The 17,043-nt window shown below is 38.2% G+C and carries 15 protein-coding genes; 11 read left to right on the top strand and 4 right to left on the bottom strand.

Going from position 1 to position 17,043, the window contains the following annotated elements; translation table 11 throughout:
• Positions 1-64 precede the first annotated feature (64 nt).
• Positions 65-856 (top strand): SDR family oxidoreductase, encoded by a 792-nt coding sequence (locus tag ACTWQM_RS01365; protein ID WP_443256373.1) that lies wholly within the window; start codon positions 65-67, stop codon positions 854-856.
• Between the two features lies 1 nt (position 857).
• On the opposite strand, the gene ytaF is transcribed toward ACTWQM_RS01365, so the two are convergent.
• Positions 858-1,478: a sporulation membrane protein YtaF gene (ytaF, locus tag ACTWQM_RS01360; protein ID WP_443256372.1), complete on the bottom strand. Its 621-nt coding sequence runs from the start codon at positions 1,476-1,478 to the stop codon at positions 858-860.
• A 132-nt stretch (positions 1,479-1,610) separates the two neighbouring features.
• Between ytaF and ACTWQM_RS01355 the strand changes: the two genes are divergently transcribed.
• The 3 genes from ACTWQM_RS01355 (at position 1,611) to ACTWQM_RS01345 (ending at position 7,002) form a co-directional block, all read left to right on the top strand.
• Entirely contained in the window at positions 1,611-3,770 is a 2,160-nt protein-coding gene (locus tag ACTWQM_RS01355) for a DNA topoisomerase III (RefSeq protein ID WP_443256371.1), read from the top strand.
• An 852-nt stretch (positions 3,771-4,622) separates the two neighbouring features.
• A complete protein-coding gene (locus ACTWQM_RS01350; RefSeq protein ID WP_443256370.1) occupies positions 4,623-6,095 on the top strand; it encodes a Na+/H+ antiporter NhaC family protein in 1,473 nt (490 codons plus the stop codon).
• 562 nt (positions 6,096-6,657) lie between these two features.
• Positions 6,658-7,002 (top strand): SCP2 sterol-binding domain-containing protein, encoded by a 345-nt coding sequence (locus tag ACTWQM_RS01345; protein ID WP_443256369.1) that lies wholly within the window; start codon positions 6,658-6,660, stop codon positions 7,000-7,002.
• A gap of 76 nt (positions 7,003-7,078) precedes the next feature.
• Here the strand turns inward: ACTWQM_RS01345 and ACTWQM_RS01340 are convergent, their stop codons facing one another.
• Positions 7,079-8,590: a response regulator transcription factor gene (locus ACTWQM_RS01340; protein ID WP_443256368.1), complete on the bottom strand. Its 1,512-nt coding sequence runs from the start codon at positions 8,588-8,590 to the stop codon at positions 7,079-7,081.
• A gap of 507 nt (positions 8,591-9,097) precedes the next feature.
• Between ACTWQM_RS01340 and ACTWQM_RS01335 the strand changes: the two genes are divergently transcribed.
• From ACTWQM_RS01335 to ACTWQM_RS01315, 5 genes are all read left to right on the top strand, one after another.
• Entirely contained in the window at positions 9,098-9,691 is a 594-nt protein-coding gene (locus tag ACTWQM_RS01335) for a DUF6230 family protein (RefSeq protein ID WP_443256367.1), read from the top strand.
• A 20-nt stretch (positions 9,692-9,711) separates the two neighbouring features.
• Entirely contained in the window at positions 9,712-10,218 is a 507-nt protein-coding gene (locus ACTWQM_RS01330) for a DUF6114 domain-containing protein (protein WP_443256366.1), read from the top strand.
• A gap of 43 nt (positions 10,219-10,261) precedes the next feature.
• Complete coding sequence (locus tag ACTWQM_RS01325) at positions 10,262-11,713, top strand: hypothetical protein (protein WP_443256365.1); 1,452 nt, start codon at positions 10,262-10,264, stop codon at positions 11,711-11,713.
• A 247-nt stretch (positions 11,714-11,960) separates the two neighbouring features.
• On the top strand, positions 11,961-13,328 hold the full coding sequence (locus tag ACTWQM_RS01320; RefSeq protein ID WP_443256364.1) for an FAD-binding protein: 1,368 nt from the start codon (positions 11,961-11,963) through the stop codon (positions 13,326-13,328).
• Between the two features lie 65 nt (positions 13,329-13,393).
• Positions 13,394-13,747 (top strand): DUF4870 domain-containing protein, encoded by a 354-nt coding sequence (locus ACTWQM_RS01315; RefSeq protein ID WP_443256363.1) that lies wholly within the window; start codon positions 13,394-13,396, stop codon positions 13,745-13,747.
• Positions 13,748-13,786: 39 nt separating this feature from the next.
• Here ACTWQM_RS01315 and ACTWQM_RS01310 read toward each other — a convergent pair whose 3' ends face one another.
• Both ACTWQM_RS01310 and ACTWQM_RS01305 read right to left on the bottom strand, forming a co-directional pair.
• Positions 13,787-15,814, bottom strand: a complete 2,028-nt coding sequence (locus ACTWQM_RS01310) for a LuxR C-terminal-related transcriptional regulator (RefSeq protein ID WP_443256362.1) — start codon at positions 15,812-15,814, stop codon at positions 13,787-13,789.
• 145 nt (positions 15,815-15,959) lie between these two features.
• Positions 15,960-16,160, bottom strand: coding sequence for a DUF2188 domain-containing protein (locus tag ACTWQM_RS01305; protein WP_443256361.1), 201 nt, complete (start codon positions 16,158-16,160; stop codon positions 15,960-15,962).
• A gap of 102 nt (positions 16,161-16,262) precedes the next feature.
• Between ACTWQM_RS01305 and ACTWQM_RS01300 the strand changes: the two genes are divergently transcribed.
• Both ACTWQM_RS01300 and ACTWQM_RS01295 read left to right on the top strand, forming a co-directional pair.
• A complete protein-coding gene (locus ACTWQM_RS01300) occupies positions 16,263-16,577 on the top strand; it encodes a CHY zinc finger protein (protein ID WP_443256360.1) in 315 nt (104 codons plus the stop codon).
• A gap of 79 nt (positions 16,578-16,656) precedes the next feature.
• Positions 16,657-16,893, top strand: coding sequence for an indolepyruvate ferredoxin oxidoreductase subunit alpha (locus tag ACTWQM_RS01295; protein WP_443256359.1), 237 nt, complete (start codon positions 16,657-16,659; stop codon positions 16,891-16,893).
• Positions 16,894-17,043 lie beyond the last annotated feature (150 nt).

The following is a 17,043-nucleotide window of genomic DNA, read 5'->3' as shown; positions in this document are numbered from 1 at the left end:
GATTCTTTTTAAGAAGAATTCCGGGTTCTTATGAACAATCTGCCGAAAGGGATGTGAAACCAGGATGGATCTTCAATTAAAAGGAAAATCAGTTCTTGTAACAGCTGCCAGCAAAGGCCTTGGAAAAGCAATTGCTACTGAGTTTGCACAGGAAGGAGCACATGTTTTAATAAGCAGCCGAAGTGAATCTACACTTGCCAGTACAGTCAGAGAGATTAGGCAGGAGACGGGTAATGAAAGTGTTAGTTATATTGTATGTGATATGAAAAATGCTGAGGATATCAGGCAGATGGCAGAGCATGCGGTATCTGTGAATGGGACTGTCGATGTTTTAATTAATAATGCAGGTGGGCCACCAGCCGGGAAGTTTGCTGATATGTCAGATGATGATTGGTACCATGCGTTTGAACTCAATCTGCTAAGTTTCATTCGAACAACCCGTGAGGTCATTCCATATATGAAAAAACAAGAGATTGGTCATATTGTAAATATTGCTTCTTCATCAATAAAACAAAGTCTGGATAATCTTATTTTGTCCAATACGATGCGCCCTGCAATTTTGGGTCTTGCTAAAAGTCTTGCGCGAGAATTCGCTGAAGATAATATTTTAATAAACACAGTTGGCCCAGGAACAATTGAAACAGACCGTGTACTGGAATTAAATCAGAAAAAGTCGGATGAACAAAATGTTTCAGTTGAAGAGGTGAAACAGGAAGCGGTTCAGCAAATACCAATGAAGCGATACGGAGAACCGGATGAATTTGCAAAAACCATTGTATTTCTAGCATCTTCTGCTAATACATATATTACCGGACAGTCACTTATTATTGACGGCGGTCAGGTAAAGGCACTGTAGATCACATCAAATTAGATATGCCTAGGATAATCAGCAAAAATGGAGGTAATAGTGCAAACCGTTGCATCCATTTTTTTGTTGCTAAAAAAATGCCTAAACGGACTCCACATAAAACAAAAATTCCGCTCATGAGGGCTATTGAAACAGCTGTTATCACCGGGGAATAACTTAGCATAGCGGCTCCAAGGCCTGCACCAAATGCGTCAATTGCCAGCGCGAATCCCAAAAGCAACGCCTCTTTTGCTGAAATACTTCCAGATTGGTCCAGATCTGCCTGAATGGGCTGTTTCATTACAGTTTTAAAATTATCCCACGCTTCATCATTTTCATCCATTTCTGAAACTGCTTCACTTTTTGAACGTGTAACATTGTATAAACAAAATAAACCAATTAACAACAGGATAACGCCGCCAATTATTTCAGCTAAATCAGGTGTAATAAACGACCTAAGCATGTTACCGATCGTCATTGATATAAAGACTATTAATCCAGAACAGAGCATAATGATACTTAAAGCAAGAAACGGAACACGAATACGCCGCATCCCATAGGTGATTCCAACTCCAAATCCATCGATACTTACTCCAATGATTAAAAGTATTAAACCAGCATGAAAGAGCATTATATCAATTTCCTTTCTGCAATTATCTAAATTATTGTATGGATATAAAAATGAGTTGTGACCGTCCACAAAGTTAGTTTAATTATGGTAAAGTAGCATGAGAGAGTTGTTTAATAAGAAAGGATTTTTTAAATGGGCAAAACACTAGTATTGGCTGAAAAGCCTTCTGTAGGCAGAGATATTGCCAGAGTGCTTAACTGCAATAAAAAAGGCAACGGCTACCTTGAGGGATCTAACTATATTGTGACATGGGCGCTTGGGCATTTAGTTACCCTGGCTGACCCGGAAGTATATGATGAAAAATTAAAAACATGGCGCTTAGACGATTTACCGATGCTCCCCTCACAATTGAAGCTGGTTGTAATCAAAAAGTCCGGCAAGCAATTCAGCGCGGTAAAAACACAAATGAACAGGAATGATGTGCAGGATATTGTCATTGGAACCGATGCGGGACGGGAAGGTGAACTTGTTGCCAGGTGGATTATTGAAAAGGCACATGTTAAAAAACCTGTGAAGAGGCTGTGGATTTCATCAGTTACAGACAAAGCAATTCGTGATGGCTTCAAGCAGCTAAAGCCAGGCGGAGAATATGAAAACTTATATGCTTCAGCAGTGGCTCGGTCTGAGGCAGACTGGTATGTCGGTTTGAATGCAACTCGTGCGTTGACAACCAAGTTCAATGCGCAGCTATCTACTGGTCGTGTGCAAACACCGACACTTGCAATGATCGCTGCCAGAGAAAGTGAAATTCGAGAATTCCAGCCACAGAAGTTTTATGGAATTGAGGCGAAAACTTCAAATGGTGTTACGCTGACATGGCAGGATGCAAAAAATAACAGTCGTATTTTTTCCAAAGAAAGGGCTGATACATTATACAATCAGCTGAAAACCAAACCTGCAAAAGTGGTTAACGTTGATAAATCCTATAAGAAAAAATATGCACCGCAATTATATGATCTAACGGAGCTGCAGCGTGATGCAAACCGCATCTTTGGATATTCTGGAAAGCAAACATTATCACTAATGCAGAAACTATATGAGCAGCATAAGGTACTCACCTATCCACGAACAGATTCAAGAGTTATCTCGACTGATATTGTTCCAACGTTAAAAGAGCGTGTTAAGGCATGTGGTGTTGATGAGTATGCACGAATTGCCAATAAGGTGATGAAGCGTGAATGGAAGCTGCCGAAATCCGTTGTTGATAATACAAAAGTTTCCGATCACCATGCAATTATCCCAACGGAGCAGCAGGTTATTTTAGCGGAATTGAATGATAAAGAACGTAAAATTTATGACCTTGTTGTTAAGCGATTTTTAGCGGTACTGGCTGATCCATATGAATACGAACAAACAACAATTGAAGCAAAAATTGACAGTGAACGCTTTATGACTAAAGGAAATATCGTTAAAAAATTAGGATGGAAAGAAATTTATCAGGAAAATAATAATTCAGAAGAGCAGTTGCCAGCTATCCAACAAGGAGATTCATTTCCCAATATAAAAATTACGCAGACGAATGGTGAGACAAAACCACCTGAGCGCTTCACAGAAGGTGGATTACTTCAGGCGATGGAAAACCCTGTTCGCTATATGAGTTCTGATGAGAAGCATTTAGCCAAGACAATTAACCAAGTTGGCGGTCTTGGAACAGTTGCGACACGGGCCGATATTATTGAAAAGCTATTTAATAATCAGTTAATGGAAATGCGTGGAAAGCACATTTTTATAACATCAAAAGGTCGGCAGTTGCTTGATCTTGTCCCTGAAGATCTGCAATCGCCAGCACTTACAGCTGAATGGGAAAATAAACTTGGCCAAATTGCTGAAGGAAAGCTTGATAAAGATCGTTTTATCAAAGAAATGAAGAGCTATGCGAAAGATGTTGTACAGCAAATTAAAAACAGTGATGAAACATTTAAGCACGATAATATGACAGGGACGAAATGTCCTGACTGCGAAAAATTAATGCTGGAAATTAAGAATAAGAATGGACGTATGCTTGTTTGTCAGGATCGCTCATGTGGACACAAAAAGAATATTGCTAAGCATACCAATGCCAGATGTCCAAATTGTCATAAGCGTTTAGAGCTTCGTGGTGAAGGTGAAGGAAAAATGTTCACCTGTAAATGCGGCCACCGGGAAAAATTATCAGCTTTCAATAAGCGAAAAGAGAAAGAGAAGAAGCATAAAGTATCAAAACAAGATGTAAATAAATACTTGAAAAAGCAGGATGACGATGGTTTTAAAAATAATGCACTGGCTGATGCGTTGTCCAAGTTGAAAGAATAAGTTTACTGTGAGAACCACTGTTGCAACAGTGGTTCTTTATATTACTAATCGTTTTTTAACTCGAATTGGTGGCATTATTTTTGAATTTAATTTTCGCAGCATAAAATGGATCAACCAACGGTACACATAAGATATAAAATGCGAATTACTTTTTAAAAAGTTTGAGCGCCATTATGCCACTCCGGAAATACACTATGCTTTCCGTTGGCCCTCCTTGCTCCTACGTCGCTGCGAAGTCTCATCTAGGCCTCAGCCCCCCACAGGAGTCTACGTGTATTTCCTCTGCTGTTGACTCGAGTAGGAATCGCTATAGAATAGTTGTGTGACAGCTACACTAGTCCGGGTGAGCGGAGGGCGATGACTCCTGCGAGAATAGCACGTTCCGAAGACCCCACAGAGTGGTTAAATGAAGGCCGACTAAAACCGTCCTTTGCGGACAACGTCGGCATACCCCTTGCCGGGGCAAGGAGGCTGAGGTCGTGCATCCGCCCGTAGCGACCCCGGACGGCGAGACGAGAGTTTATAGAGATTATTCCAGCATTAGTTCGCATTTTATATCTTATGTGTAAAAAACATTTATCAATGTTGTCAAGGCAACAATTAAAAACGCTCTGAGTTTATCAAGGATAGCTGTTTGAGGTTATTCTGCAGATGCGAAAGTTGAGTTATAAGTAATGACACTTGTTCCGGATACCTTACGATTTTAGGAGTAATCCCCCCTCATGTGAAAAATTTGAGTGAGATATATCTTTTATCTATTCATACTTTTCAAAACTTATGGTAGACTTGTATGCAAGCTTGGAAGTTCTATTTCTAAAGCATTTATTAAATAATTTTTTTGGGGGAAGAAATATGTCAGATAACGAAGAATTGGAAAAAGCAACGGGAGACAAGACGATACAGAAACTGGACTTTAGACTCGGGGCAGTTGGGGCAGCTATACCTTTAGTGTTTTTCGTAGTTTGGGCTATTTCGATTAGTGTACTAAAGCTATCGTCCGAAGTTGGGCTAGTTATGGGTGCTGTTATTGGTCTGACTCTTGGTTTACTTTTTTGTAAAAGTAAATGGGAAGATTATGCACAGGGGTTATTTGATGGGCTAGCACAGCCAGTTGGTGTTATTGCAATGGTAGCTTGGTTTTATGCTGGTATGTTCGCACAGGTGTTACAAGCTGGCGGACTAGTTGAAGGACTTGTATGGATTGGAGCTATAACTGGCCTTACTGGTGGTTTATTCGTTGCATTAACCTTCTTATTGGCAGCAACTTTTTCAACAGCTGTTGGTACTGGTTACGGAACTACAGTTGCATTCTGTACGTTGATGTATCCAGCCGGTGTTGCAGTAGGGGCAGACCCTGTTTTCATGTTTGCAGCAATTTTAGCTGGAGCGGTATTTGGTGATAACCTTGCACCAGTATCTGATACAACGATCGTATCGGCAACAACACAGGATGCTGATGTACCTGGGGTTGTGCGCAGTCGTTTTAAATATGCAGTTGTGGCGGCAGTGCCAACAGTTATTCTATTCGCAATTTTTGGTGGTGGCGGTCAAACACAGGCAGATCAGGGTGCACTTGATGCAATGATAGAATCGACGACCCCTGGTGGGCTTATCATGCTCGCTCCGTTTGCGCTCGTACTTATATTAGCTTTATCTGGTCATCATCTACTAACATCATTAACATGGGGAATTATTTCAGCTATCCCACTTATTGTTATAACAGGATTAGGAACATTTGGTGATATAATAAGTTTTAATCCTGATTCAAGTACTATTGTTGAGGGTGCGTTAGTAAGCGGGTTGACTGGCTATTTTAATATGGCGATCCTTATCCTGTTAATTGTTGCCGCGGCTCACTTGTTAAAATTAGGTGGAACAATGGAAGCTATAACGAAAGGCTTAATTAAGTGGATTAAAAATTCTGTCCGCAAAGCCGAGGTTGCTATTTGGGGTATTGTTGCATTATTAAATAGTGCTATCACAATTAATACTGCAGCAGAGATTGCAGCTGCACCATTCGTTAAAGAATTAGGGACAAAATATCAAATTCACCGTTACCGCATGGCTAATATGCTAGATGCTGTAACATCTGCATTAGGCTATATTTTTCCTTGGGGTGCACCAGTGCTATTAGGCTGGTCTACTATTAAAACAATGCAAGGTCAGTATGATTGGCTGCCTATTGTTGAGCCGACTGCTGTGTTTCCGTTTGTTTTCCAAGGCTGGTTCCTGGTAATCGTGATGCTTATTGCAGCATTAACCGGATGGGGACTTCGCTTTCAAGGGAAAAATGGAGAAGAACTAATGGAAAGACCTCGTGATTAATTATCATAATAGCTATTCTAAGAATGAAGGACTTAACAGTTCTTCATTCTTTTTTTGCAGATTCCGAGTAAATAAAACTAGCTCCTTGATCGTAACAACGTAGGTTAATTTGGTAATACTGTTTCACTAGAAAAAATCCAAAACAGAGCTACAATACGAAAGGATCAAGTAGTATGAAGGATATCACAAAATACATAAATTTAGACGTATCAAATGAAAAAAATTGCAGTTGAAGCTGAGATTTCCCATGGAAAGTTAGTGACCAAAAGCGAGAAAAGTCACTCATCGGAATTATGAGAGCACGAAAACTGACTAAATCGAATGAAAAGTGTCTTCATTTTCCAGATTGAGTATCATTTTGCAGTCCGTACAAAGATGAGTCACTTTAATAGAAAACAATACACGACATAAGAAGGGGTTTATTTTATTTTTGTTTAGGTATACGCTTTTTAGCAGATAAGCAAGTATAACTATTTTTTTACTGCATAAGTGCAACTAAGACAATTCGCCCAAAGGCTAGGCGAATGCCAAGTTTTACTAATTCTATTAAGGAGGGTGCAAAATGGCAGAACTACAAGATATTTTTATGGAGATTGATTCATCAGTAAAAAATGATCCGAGTCGTGGAGGAGGGTTGGAAGCAGTGTATCAGTTTAATCTAAACGGTGATGAATCTGGCACATACCATATCGTTTTCCGTGATGACAATAGTTACGCGGGAGAAGGTGAGATAGAAAAAGCTGATTGCACAATGAATATGTTTACAAATGATTTCAAGAAAATGGTTGATGGAAAATTGAATGGCACACAAGCGTTTATGACAGGGCGTTTGAAAATAAAGGGGAATATGGGGCTTGCGTTAAAATTACAGGAAATTTTAGCCTCAGCTAATAGGACTGCAAAGTAAAACTTGAAAACTGACGCAATGATAGGGGAATGATTGAATCAAGTAGTGGATATTAACCCACTACTTGTTGTTATATCTAAATCAGACCTTCGCGGATAGCTTTTGCGACCGACTCCGTACGATTTTTAGTATCCATTTTCTGTATAATGGCGGATATATAGTCACGAACGGTGTATTCACTTAAATTTAAAGTACTTGCGGCTTCAATGGTTGAAGCGCCCTGGGCCATTAGCTGCAGAACCTCGATTTCCCGTGGTGACAAGCGTAATTCTCCTGTATGCTGCTTGTCATCATGGTGATTATTTTGGTGTTTGGATAGAATTTCTCCAGCACTTTGGCCAAATTTTGTTAGTGCTGAGAAAGTCTCTTGCGCAACCTTAAAGTGTTTACCACGACCTTGATCAAGAATAGCTGCACCTAATAGCTTGCTGCTGGAAGATACGTAGATTGGTGCAACTACCACAGAACTTAGTTCAAATTGCCGGACATATTGATCAGGGAAACCGCGAGCAGCGTCCTCCATGTAAATCGGTTGTAAGTAGCTTACACTTTTCCCAAAAAGTTCTAATAACTGTAGGTTATTTTGGATTAATGGCAGATTACTAATGTTCTCTGTGATATTTTGAATTGCATTATTATCAAGACGGTGCCCAAATAAACCAAAGCCCATTTGATCATTAACAGAGTAGGAAAAAAGAGCACATCTTTCGAAAGGTAAATAATTGACGAATCCAGCTGTAATATTTTCCACAGCCTCATTATAGGTTCTGGAACGCATAATGGTTTCATTAAACATGATTACGGAATCTTTCCATTGTTGTTCTTGCTTATTTTCTTTAAAGGAATCCTTTCCATATTGATAGGTCTGCAGTGCATAGGTGATGAATGGCATAATTTGAGAAGTATCATGGTGTTCAACACATATTAATAGTATTAGGTCTTCATGTGGAATCGTCAAAACATTATATTTAGCTATATTATCCTTAGGCATTTGATTCAGTAATAATTCAGATAAGGAATAAACTGTATCTGCCTTCAATTCATCGCTTCCCAGCAATAAATCCTGACTCAAGTTATTAAACCATTTCTCAACAAAATGAAAATGGTCCTTTTTTATAGTGATAGCCGCCCATTCTATTGGTAATTGGTTAGAGGAGACAAGATTCTTTAAAAAGGATTCAATCGTAAAGTAGTGATGATATGGCTGCTTAAGAATGTCATCACTAATCGTTGAAAACAGATATTGAACTGCTTGATGGTCATGATAGGAATGATTCTCCTTTTGCTGAATAACTTTGTGTACAGCATTCTCCAGAAAAGTAATGATAAACTGATTTGTTTGAAATGGATCAGAATTTCGGGTCGCTACATTTACATGATCTTTATCTGTTTCATCAACTTCTTTAGTAAAAAGGTATTCAATAAAAAAGCTGATTGTATCTTCTACATTCTTAGTTGATTTTTCTCCCTCCTGCAAATGAGCAAGAACATGCTCCCATTCAAGCAGGATCTGGTTTTGATGTGACTTAACGATCTTAAGACCGCTATTAAATAACCTGATCATTTGACTATTTAAAGTTAGGGACATCATTCTTTCCCCTTTCAATTAACATTTTACGGTGTGATTTTTGGCCATCTATTGTATTAAATTCGACACGAATCGTATAAACCCTTTTTCTCAATATCTTTTAACGTTAGTAAATAAAACTTGATTTTCAATGAACGAAGATTTTTGTATCAACACTTTCTTGGCATTTTCCAGAATGGCTGCAGTCTAGATTAATGTTTATTCTCAGGAAATTGATATTATGAGAGATAAGCAGATTATACGTTGACGGTATAAAACTTTTTAGAGCCAACAAAAATAGGGTACTGTTATATCAATATAAAGGAATTACCTATAATTGTAGGGTTTTCAGTGAAGTCTTTGTATTTTATACTATTATTAAAAGAATTTTTGTTTAATTCAGTAAAATAAAAGAGGAGGAAAATGTAAAGGTTATTTGAGTCGAATTATTAGTCTTAAATGTAAGCGGTAACAATAAAATGAGTGCGTGTAGAAATGTATGATAATAAGAGCAAAGGGGTGTGAAGCTTGGGTCAGGATAGGAAAGAAACAGTAGGTAAAACGTGGAAAAAGAAGTTTTTTATTGCTTTATTCGCTGGTTTTTTGGGGCTAGGAGGACTTATGTCTGTTTTCGGGTTCACTGGAACAGCGTTTGCACTACCACTTGGTGGAATTGGTGATTTTTACGTTGAGTTTGATGAATTGAATGGTAAAGGATTCCAGTTATTACCACACATTGGTGAAACTGGCAACTCTGATGCTGAGCCAATGATCCGAAACAAGATAGAAGAAGTAGAGATTACAAATCTACACATCTATAAGGATATCCAAATGCCAACTGGCGGGTGGGTAAGAGTTCATATACGTGCGTCTGGTCCTACCAAAATTAGCGGTCTGATTCAAGATGCCCGTATGATTGACGCCGATTTAAGCTTTAAAGAATTGGCAATTAAAGAACAAAATACCGATGATTTCTCAACGAATTGGTCGCAAGATGCTAAAACGATTACGATTAAGGATGCTAAGTTAGTAACGGACTACCTGTTTCAAAGTGTGGTCAGTTTGGATGGAACGAAAATCTATGTTGAGAAAATTGATGAACCGGATATGACATACCAATAAATCCTATGGAGGTGATACTCATGAACAGAAACGAAGCAAAGGCGTTAAAAAAGGAAGAAAAGTTACAGGGAAAGCACCGTAAAGTAGCTAACGGCGGAAAATTCAGGAAGTGGCGAAACAAAAGACCTTTTTGGGGTGCAAGTTTAATTCTATTAGCAGGGCTAATGATTTTGTATATACCATTACACCTATATGCTATCGCTTTTGTACCTGGTAGTTTTGTCTTTGTTGGCTTTTTGTTTGGTGGATTAATTTTGATTTTGGGAGTTTTAGATTATATATACCCACAGTTTTCGACTGTGTTTGGGGTAGTCACTATATTTCTGTCTATCCTCTCAGTAATGGGAGCACTAGGAGGATTTGTGATAGGTACGATAATAGGCATTATTGGTGGAGCGATGTCTATTGCATGGGAGAAGCAAGAAGTTACCATTATCGAAGCTGTGCCAAATAAGAAACAACAAGACCAGGATGATGTAACGAATGAATTCATGGAAGAGAAAGAAGTGAAGACAGTTCAGGCTTAACGTTGGCGGCGTACGTTTAATTTGTTAACTAGGGGAATAAAAAATGAAAAATACTGCTTTAATCAGTTTCATTTTCATACTTGTATTTGGCTTTTCCTTAACACCCGCAGTTACAAATAGTGTTCTGGCTGAAGGTGAAGATAATGGAAACAGTGGCGGCTTTATTATCGAAACGAAAAAGGTGGAAGGCCAAATGGATCTGGTAGGTGCGCTGCAGGGTAAAGTCACGATTAAGGAGGGAATTATCCATGGATTAACCATTACAAAGGTACTTGAAATTGGAAAAGGTCAGGAACCAATGGTGATTCGAATCAAATCACCAGGTCCAATTCATGTACAGAACCTGTATGCCGAAACAATAGATGGTAATCCTCCAAATATCGGTGGTTTATGTCCACCTAGTAAAGTTGGATGGGTTTGTCTATCAGATGTTGTCATGAAGGTTTCCAAGCAAACAGTTTCGAAAATTTCCCTTCCAAATACAAAAATTGAAGCTTGTTACAAAAGCGAATGTGGGAATTTACCAGACTATAGTCCGACGACTAAAGAGAAAATAAAGGAAATTCTGGAAGAAAACGATAAGGAGCAAAGTAAACTGGATCAAATAAAGAAAGAACTGGAAAATGATAAACAAAAACTTGGTGCAGTAGGAGATCTAATAGATAAGGCAACGAAGACTTATGAAAAAGTAAAAAACGGTACACCATCGGATGAGTTAGTAAACCTGATTGAAGACACTAAAAATCTATTGAAAGAGGAAATAGAAGATGGAGTTACCGATAAACTGAGTAATTTGATCGCCTTGACGGAAAAAATGGAAAATGAATTAAATTCTTTTCAAAGTATTTCCGGAACATTTGCAAGCCTGGTCGACGAGTCATCTCGGTTAGTTAAAGATCTGGAAACAAGTATAAATGCTAAACAGGAAAAGCTTGCAAAGCTAACTGAAGAGCAATCATCTGTAAATGAAAGTGCACGGGAACAAGCAGAAGTGTTCTCGAAGTTATTAGAGAAGGCAGAACCTAATAATGATGAATCTGAATCTAAGTCTGAGGAAACTACTAAATCGAAGCTGGATATTAAAACTCTTCAGGAAAATATTGAAAAGGTAACGCAAGAAACAGAAGAAGTAAAAGAACAGGTAAATAACCTAAAAAAGAAAGAAGAATCTATCCAGAAAAAAACAAACACAATAACCAATAGCATTTCAAGCTTGAAGGACAGCATTACAGAGACGGCAAAGAAAGCAACGACTGACGAAAAAGAAAAAGCCTCTAGCAGTAAGGCTGATAAAACAACCGACAATAATAAGGAAAATGAGGCTGAATCAAATACTGAAACGGAAAAAGAAAAGAACCCTGATTCAGACGGGACGGAGGAAGAAGATAATCAGAAAAATAAAGAGGATACGTCAGATGACGAAGAAATAACAGATCTGGAGGATGTTGTCGATTCCATATTTGATCTGTTTCAGGTAAGTCTCATCATATCTTAATAGAACATATATTTAACAGCGGCTTGGTTCAAGATAATCAAGTCGCTGTTTTACTTGGCAGTAAGAAATCCTTTCTTACTGCATAAGTGCATCTAAGGTTTTCGCCATTAAAGCTTGGCGAATGCCAAGTTTTCTAACAATTGTTAAATAAAAGTATACCCAAGTATACATTACACCGTGTTAATCCTATGATAAGCTTTCTTTAATCATATGAAAATTCCCAATATTATCACGGAGGTAATGAGGAATGAATGAAAAGATAAAAACGGATAAAAGCGGCTATATTATTTTGCCCAGTCATGAGCGGTATGATGAGAAAAGAAAGGTATGGAATAATTTGATTGACAGGTATCCTGCAGCAATATTTGAGTGTTTATCAGATGCAGATGTGATATCGGCTGTTTCATTTGCAAAAAAGCAGAACATGGATATTTCTGTTCGTGGTGGGGGTCATCATCTTGCCGGAACAGCAGTTTGTGAAGAAGGTGTTATGTTGGATCTATCAAAAATGACCACCGTATCTGTTGATGAGAAACGACAAATAGCTATCGTGGATGCGGGAGCCACACTTGGTGACATCGATTCCAAAACACAGAAATTTGGTCTTGCTACACCAACAGGAACCGTATCGGAGACAGGTATTGGAGGTTTAGCACTAGGTGGCGGGTTTGGTTATTTGAGAGGGAAATATGGATTAACATGCGATAATATTTTATCAGTGAAAATGGTTACTGCTGATGGAAAGCTGCTTAAAGTTAGTAAAGATGAGCACTCGGATTTATTTTGGGCTATCCGTGGTGGAGGCGGAAATTTTGGAGTTGTGACAGAATTTGAACTTCAGCTCTATCCTGTTGGTCCTAATGTTTTAGCAATTGATACAATGTACGATTACAAAGATGCTAAAGAAATTTTTCAAAAGCTGGATAATTATATGAAGGATGCACCAGATGAGATATCTGTAAACACTGCGATAATGCAGTTGCCTCCAGCACCATTTCTCCATGAAAGTATGCATGGAAAACGTGTGATAGCAGTATCTGGCATGTATGCGGGTGAGTTAACTCTTGAAACTGAAAAGACGTTAATTGAGCCATTACAGGAACTGGCAACACCTTTAATGGATAACACAGGAATGATGCCATATACAGACCTGCAGAAGAAGCTCGATCCTATGGTTCCTAAAGGTGCTGAGGTGGTTGGAACCTCTCTGTTTTTCAAAGAATTAGATGAAGCCATGCTTGACATCATTTTTGACAGTATGGAAAGTTCACCGCTCCCGATGGCAATGGTGCAAATATGGATGCTTAATGGACAAATGAACAGTGTTTCAGCAGATGAAACCGCTTTCGCTGTAAGGGATGCACGCTATCTCGTTCTTTTCGATGGAGAAATAGTAAAGGGTGATCCTGTTGGTGGTCAGGAATGGATGGACTCTATCTATGAAAAATTAACACCCTTTTCCTATCAGAAGACTTCTTATTTAAATGGGGTAAAACTAGGTGAAGAGATCACGAAGAATACGTATGGAGATAATTATTCTAAGCTTGCAAAAATAAAGCGGGACTATGACCCGGAAAATTTGTTTTGTTACAACCATAATATCGTACCAGAATAAATTTTTGGGCATATAGTAATATAAATATTCTTAGCCTGAATAGTATTTTTAAGGAGGTGTTGACAATGGCTGAAGACGTCAAATCGGAAAACGTTAATGAGACAGTTGAGGAAGAGTCATCGGATGTGAAAGACAATAAAGGGATGGCAATTTTAGCGTATATTATCTTTTTCATTCCACTGATTACCTCGAAGGATTCAAAATTTGCGATGTACCATGCAAATCAAGGACTGGTTCTATTTCTCTTTGGAGTAAGTGTGAGTGTAATTGGTACAATTATACCATTAATAGGCTGGTTACTAATTTTACCTCTAGGTACACTATGCTGGTTTATATTTGTAGTACTGGGAATTATTAATGCGGCTAATGGTAAGCAAAAACAATTACCTTTAATCGGCAAAATAAATTTACTGAAATAAGAACAAAGCAGGCAGTTCCATACTGCCTGCCAAATACACTTATGAAATAATTTCCATCACACGTTTCACTAATTGTGACCTATTTTTTACTTCCATTTTTTTGAAAATCCGTGTGATATGTTTCTTAACAGTTATTTCCGCCACAAATAATTCTTTTGCAATGGCAGCATTTCCTTTCTCTTCCAGAATGAGCTTTACGATATCAACTTCTCTTTCTGTTAAAGAAAACGTCGTTGCAATAACCACCATCTCGTTTTGTACAGAATGTCCGGCTGTTAATCGCTTTAAATAGTTAGCTAATCTTTGGCCGCGGACATCCAAAATGTATGTAACAGACGGGTAGTTCTTCCCATAATCGTAATGTGTAGCTTCCGGTATCTTAAGAAACCCAAAATTCTCTAACAAATCCTGAAAAAATGGCAATGGCGTAGATACAATAATTCTTCCACCAGTTAATAATAACGGAAATAAGTTATATAACATAAAAGAGCGCGCTGCTGTATCAGTTGAATCCGAGTAATCAAGGAACCGGATAAACCATCCAGCATTTTCGTTTTCAGGGACGCTGTATTCTTTGCTGTCCTGCTCACTTAATCTGCTGAAGTACGCGCGAGAGACAGGTTCTTTGGCAAGCACTTCGAGCGTAGCTTCATTGATTGGCACAATGATAGATAGCCCTAGTGTTTCATTTTCCTTATTTTTTAATAAATGGGCATCCTTATAGTTTATCTTTTTGACGTATGTTTCATCTATTAAATCCATTTCTCTGCGGTTATGTTCGAGTGATGCATGGAAATGATAGGATTCGTTTGTTTCCCTGTTATAAAATTGAGCATCGCTTTCAGAGAAATCACTTTTTCGATGCTCAAAAAAGCGAGAGACTTCGTGAAAATTGTAGTCGGCGATTGGCTCAAGATACATCGAATTATCAATTTTTTCCTGAAAAAAAACACTTCGAATAAACTCATCTCCCAAATGGTAAAAAAAGGAGGCCATATCTGCAGGTGACCGATTTGTGATCGTTCTTTTGTAAAAAAAGGATGCACTTCGTTGGTTAAAACGTTCAAAGCGTTCAGGATGACGCAACTTAAGATTCATTTTAATAGCATCCCTTATTAAATCATGCATTCCCCATCCATTTTTAACTGGTTTAACAAATGATAAAGATGTAAGTGCATTAAATGTTTGTATGTCGACTTCCTGTTTCAGCACTGCTGTTAGACTTGATTGGTCAAAGCTATAAAATAAAGCAGCAGCTTCAATTAGTCGGTGTAATGATTCGTCCTTCACTTCGCGTAACCAACGTTGTGTAAGTTCCAGCAGGATTTGAGATGATTGTTCATGTAATGTGCCGATTGTAAACTCTTTGTCTGTCAGCGCTGCAAGTGTAAGTGTTAATGGATGCCCATCGGTAAAATTCCACAGGGCCTTAATCATATGGTTGTTTTCGACTCCATAATAATCGAGAAACGCACGTGTTTGAGCTAATGAGAAATCTTTTAGCTCGATTTCCTTCGTTAAACTGCGCCAGGCTGGTGATTCTACCCATTCACCAGATAGTGAATGGCGTCCAGCCATTATCACGAAGATAGTGAAGGGCAAGTTTTGTATGAATACCTGCCGAAACCACCGATCAAGGGCGTCCATATGTTCATAAGAGTCGATTGCTATAATAATACGTCTTTCTGATGCTAGCTCTGATAAGCTGTGTAGGAATTTTCGTAAGGAGTAGGTGTCGGAATATAGCTGTGTGTGGGTGTTTGTTTCGATTAAGGTAAGTATATGATCCGCAAATCCTTCGGGTGTCTGCGAAAAATCTCGGCTGTCCATTTTCAAAAAAAGTACACCTTCTTCATTGGAAATACGATTGTACTCGTTTAATAAGTATGTTTTTCCAACTCCGCCAGTTCCATGGATATACAGGACTTTTACATCATTGTTAGTAAAATTCAGATGGTTATAAAAGAATTCAAGTTCCTCGGTTCTACCAATAAAAAAATCCCGTTCGATTGATTGAATGAAATTATCCATATTTTTGTTGCTAATGATATTTTCATTTACTTCCAAACCAGGAACCCCCTTTCATTTTTTAGAATTATTTAACTATTATAAATATATAGGGGTTTAAGCTTTATGTCAACTCAACTTTAGGAATATATTACTATGTATAATATAACTAATAAATCCCAAAAGATAGCTTTTGGGATTTCTGTTAAAATCTTTCCTCATGTGTAATATTATGTTCTTTATCCAAAACAATAAGCTTACTTGGACTGTTTTCTTGTGCCATTTCCTCGGCTTTTGCAATGGCATCATCTTTTGCGTCGAATTCTTCGGCGGGCGCTATATCCTCCAATTTTACAATCCATGCTGATGCATCCTGATTAGGTGCTACGCTATAATTTTTCATCATTCAAGCACTCCTTTTAATTGATTATACATAACAGTTCCCGGGACATCATTGAATAAAACTAATATGATATACTATTTCCAGAGATAATCTGGGGGTATTCAAATGAAAGTAAATGGAGCAATTGATACTGAAACACGTTGCAGCCACTATTATAGTGATTATGATAGGATTGCTATAAATTTCTATTGTTGTAACGAATATTTTTCATGCTATCAATGTCACCAACAGTATGGATGCGGGGCTGCAAGCGTATGGCCGCGAGAGGATTTTAATCAAAAAGCTGTTTTATGTGGCAAGTGTAAAACAGAACTAACGATAAATGAGTATCTAAATAGCGGAAACAGCTGTCTGTCATGTGGTGCGACGTTTAATCCTGGTTGTTCAGTGCATTACCACCTATATTTTGAAAAACTGTAAATTGATCTGTTTACTTGTATGTCTTACTTCGTGTATCATTTAAATGTAGTTACTAACGAATTAGAGGAGGGTGCGATAGATGGCTTTTGTAATATTGGACCCATGCCGCCAGGAACAATCAGCCGAATGTTTGACTGTTTGCCCGGTTGATTGCATTGAAAAAGGACCGGAGCAATACTACATAGATCCAGACGTTTGTATTGATTGTGGTGCATGTAAATCGGTATGCCCAGTTGATGCGATTGTGGAAGAATATGATTTAACACCGGATCAGGAAACTTACTTGGAACAAGCAGAAGCGTTCTTTGCGAAGTAGCAATCTATATAGAATTATAAATGCCCCTTAACTTTGTTCAGCATGAACATTGTTAAGGGGCTTTTTGATTTCCACAGCAGTTGATTCAATACAATGATAGTAGTACTTTGGAATTAACGAATGATAAAATATAAGTCCGCAAAATCGCCC

This window comes from Virgibacillus sp. L01, assembly GCF_052246775.1.
In the GTDB taxonomy this organism is placed as follows: domain Bacteria; phylum Bacillota; class Bacilli; order Bacillales; family Amphibacillaceae; genus Lentibacillus.
Note: the sequence above shows the minus strand (reverse complement) of the source record. Positions and strands in the feature narration are given on the sequence as shown.

Coding starts and splice junctions, on each gene's coding strand:
- ACTWQM_RS01365 (WP_443256373.1), top strand. CDS start 65: ATGGATCTTCAATTAAAAGGAAAATCAGTTCTTGTAACAGCTGCCAGC.
- ytaF (WP_443256372.1), bottom strand. CDS start 1,478: ATGCTCTTTCATGCTGGTTTAATACTTTTAATCATTGGAGTAAGTATC.
- ACTWQM_RS01355 (WP_443256371.1), top strand. CDS start 1,611: ATGGGCAAAACACTAGTATTGGCTGAAAAGCCTTCTGTAGGCAGAGAT.
- ACTWQM_RS01350 (WP_443256370.1), top strand. CDS start 4,623: ATGTCAGATAACGAAGAATTGGAAAAAGCAACGGGAGACAAGACGATA.
- ACTWQM_RS01345 (WP_443256369.1), top strand. CDS start 6,658: ATGGCAGAACTACAAGATATTTTTATGGAGATTGATTCATCAGTAAAA.
- ACTWQM_RS01340 (WP_443256368.1), bottom strand. CDS start 8,590: ATGTCCCTAACTTTAAATAGTCAAATGATCAGGTTATTTAATAGCGGT.
- ACTWQM_RS01330 (WP_443256366.1), top strand. CDS start 9,712: ATGAACAGAAACGAAGCAAAGGCGTTAAAAAAGGAAGAAAAGTTACAG.
- ACTWQM_RS01325 (WP_443256365.1), top strand. CDS start 10,262: ATGAAAAATACTGCTTTAATCAGTTTCATTTTCATACTTGTATTTGGC.
- ACTWQM_RS01320 (WP_443256364.1), top strand. CDS start 11,961: ATGAATGAAAAGATAAAAACGGATAAAAGCGGCTATATTATTTTGCCC.
- ACTWQM_RS01315 (WP_443256363.1), top strand. CDS start 13,394: ATGGCTGAAGACGTCAAATCGGAAAACGTTAATGAGACAGTTGAGGAA.
- ACTWQM_RS01305 (WP_443256361.1), bottom strand. CDS start 16,160: ATGATGAAAAATTATAGCGTAGCACCTAATCAGGATGCATCAGCATGG.
- ACTWQM_RS01300 (WP_443256360.1), top strand. CDS start 16,263: ATGAAAGTAAATGGAGCAATTGATACTGAAACACGTTGCAGCCACTAT.
- ACTWQM_RS01295 (WP_443256359.1), top strand. CDS start 16,657: ATGGCTTTTGTAATATTGGACCCATGCCGCCAGGAACAATCAGCCGAA.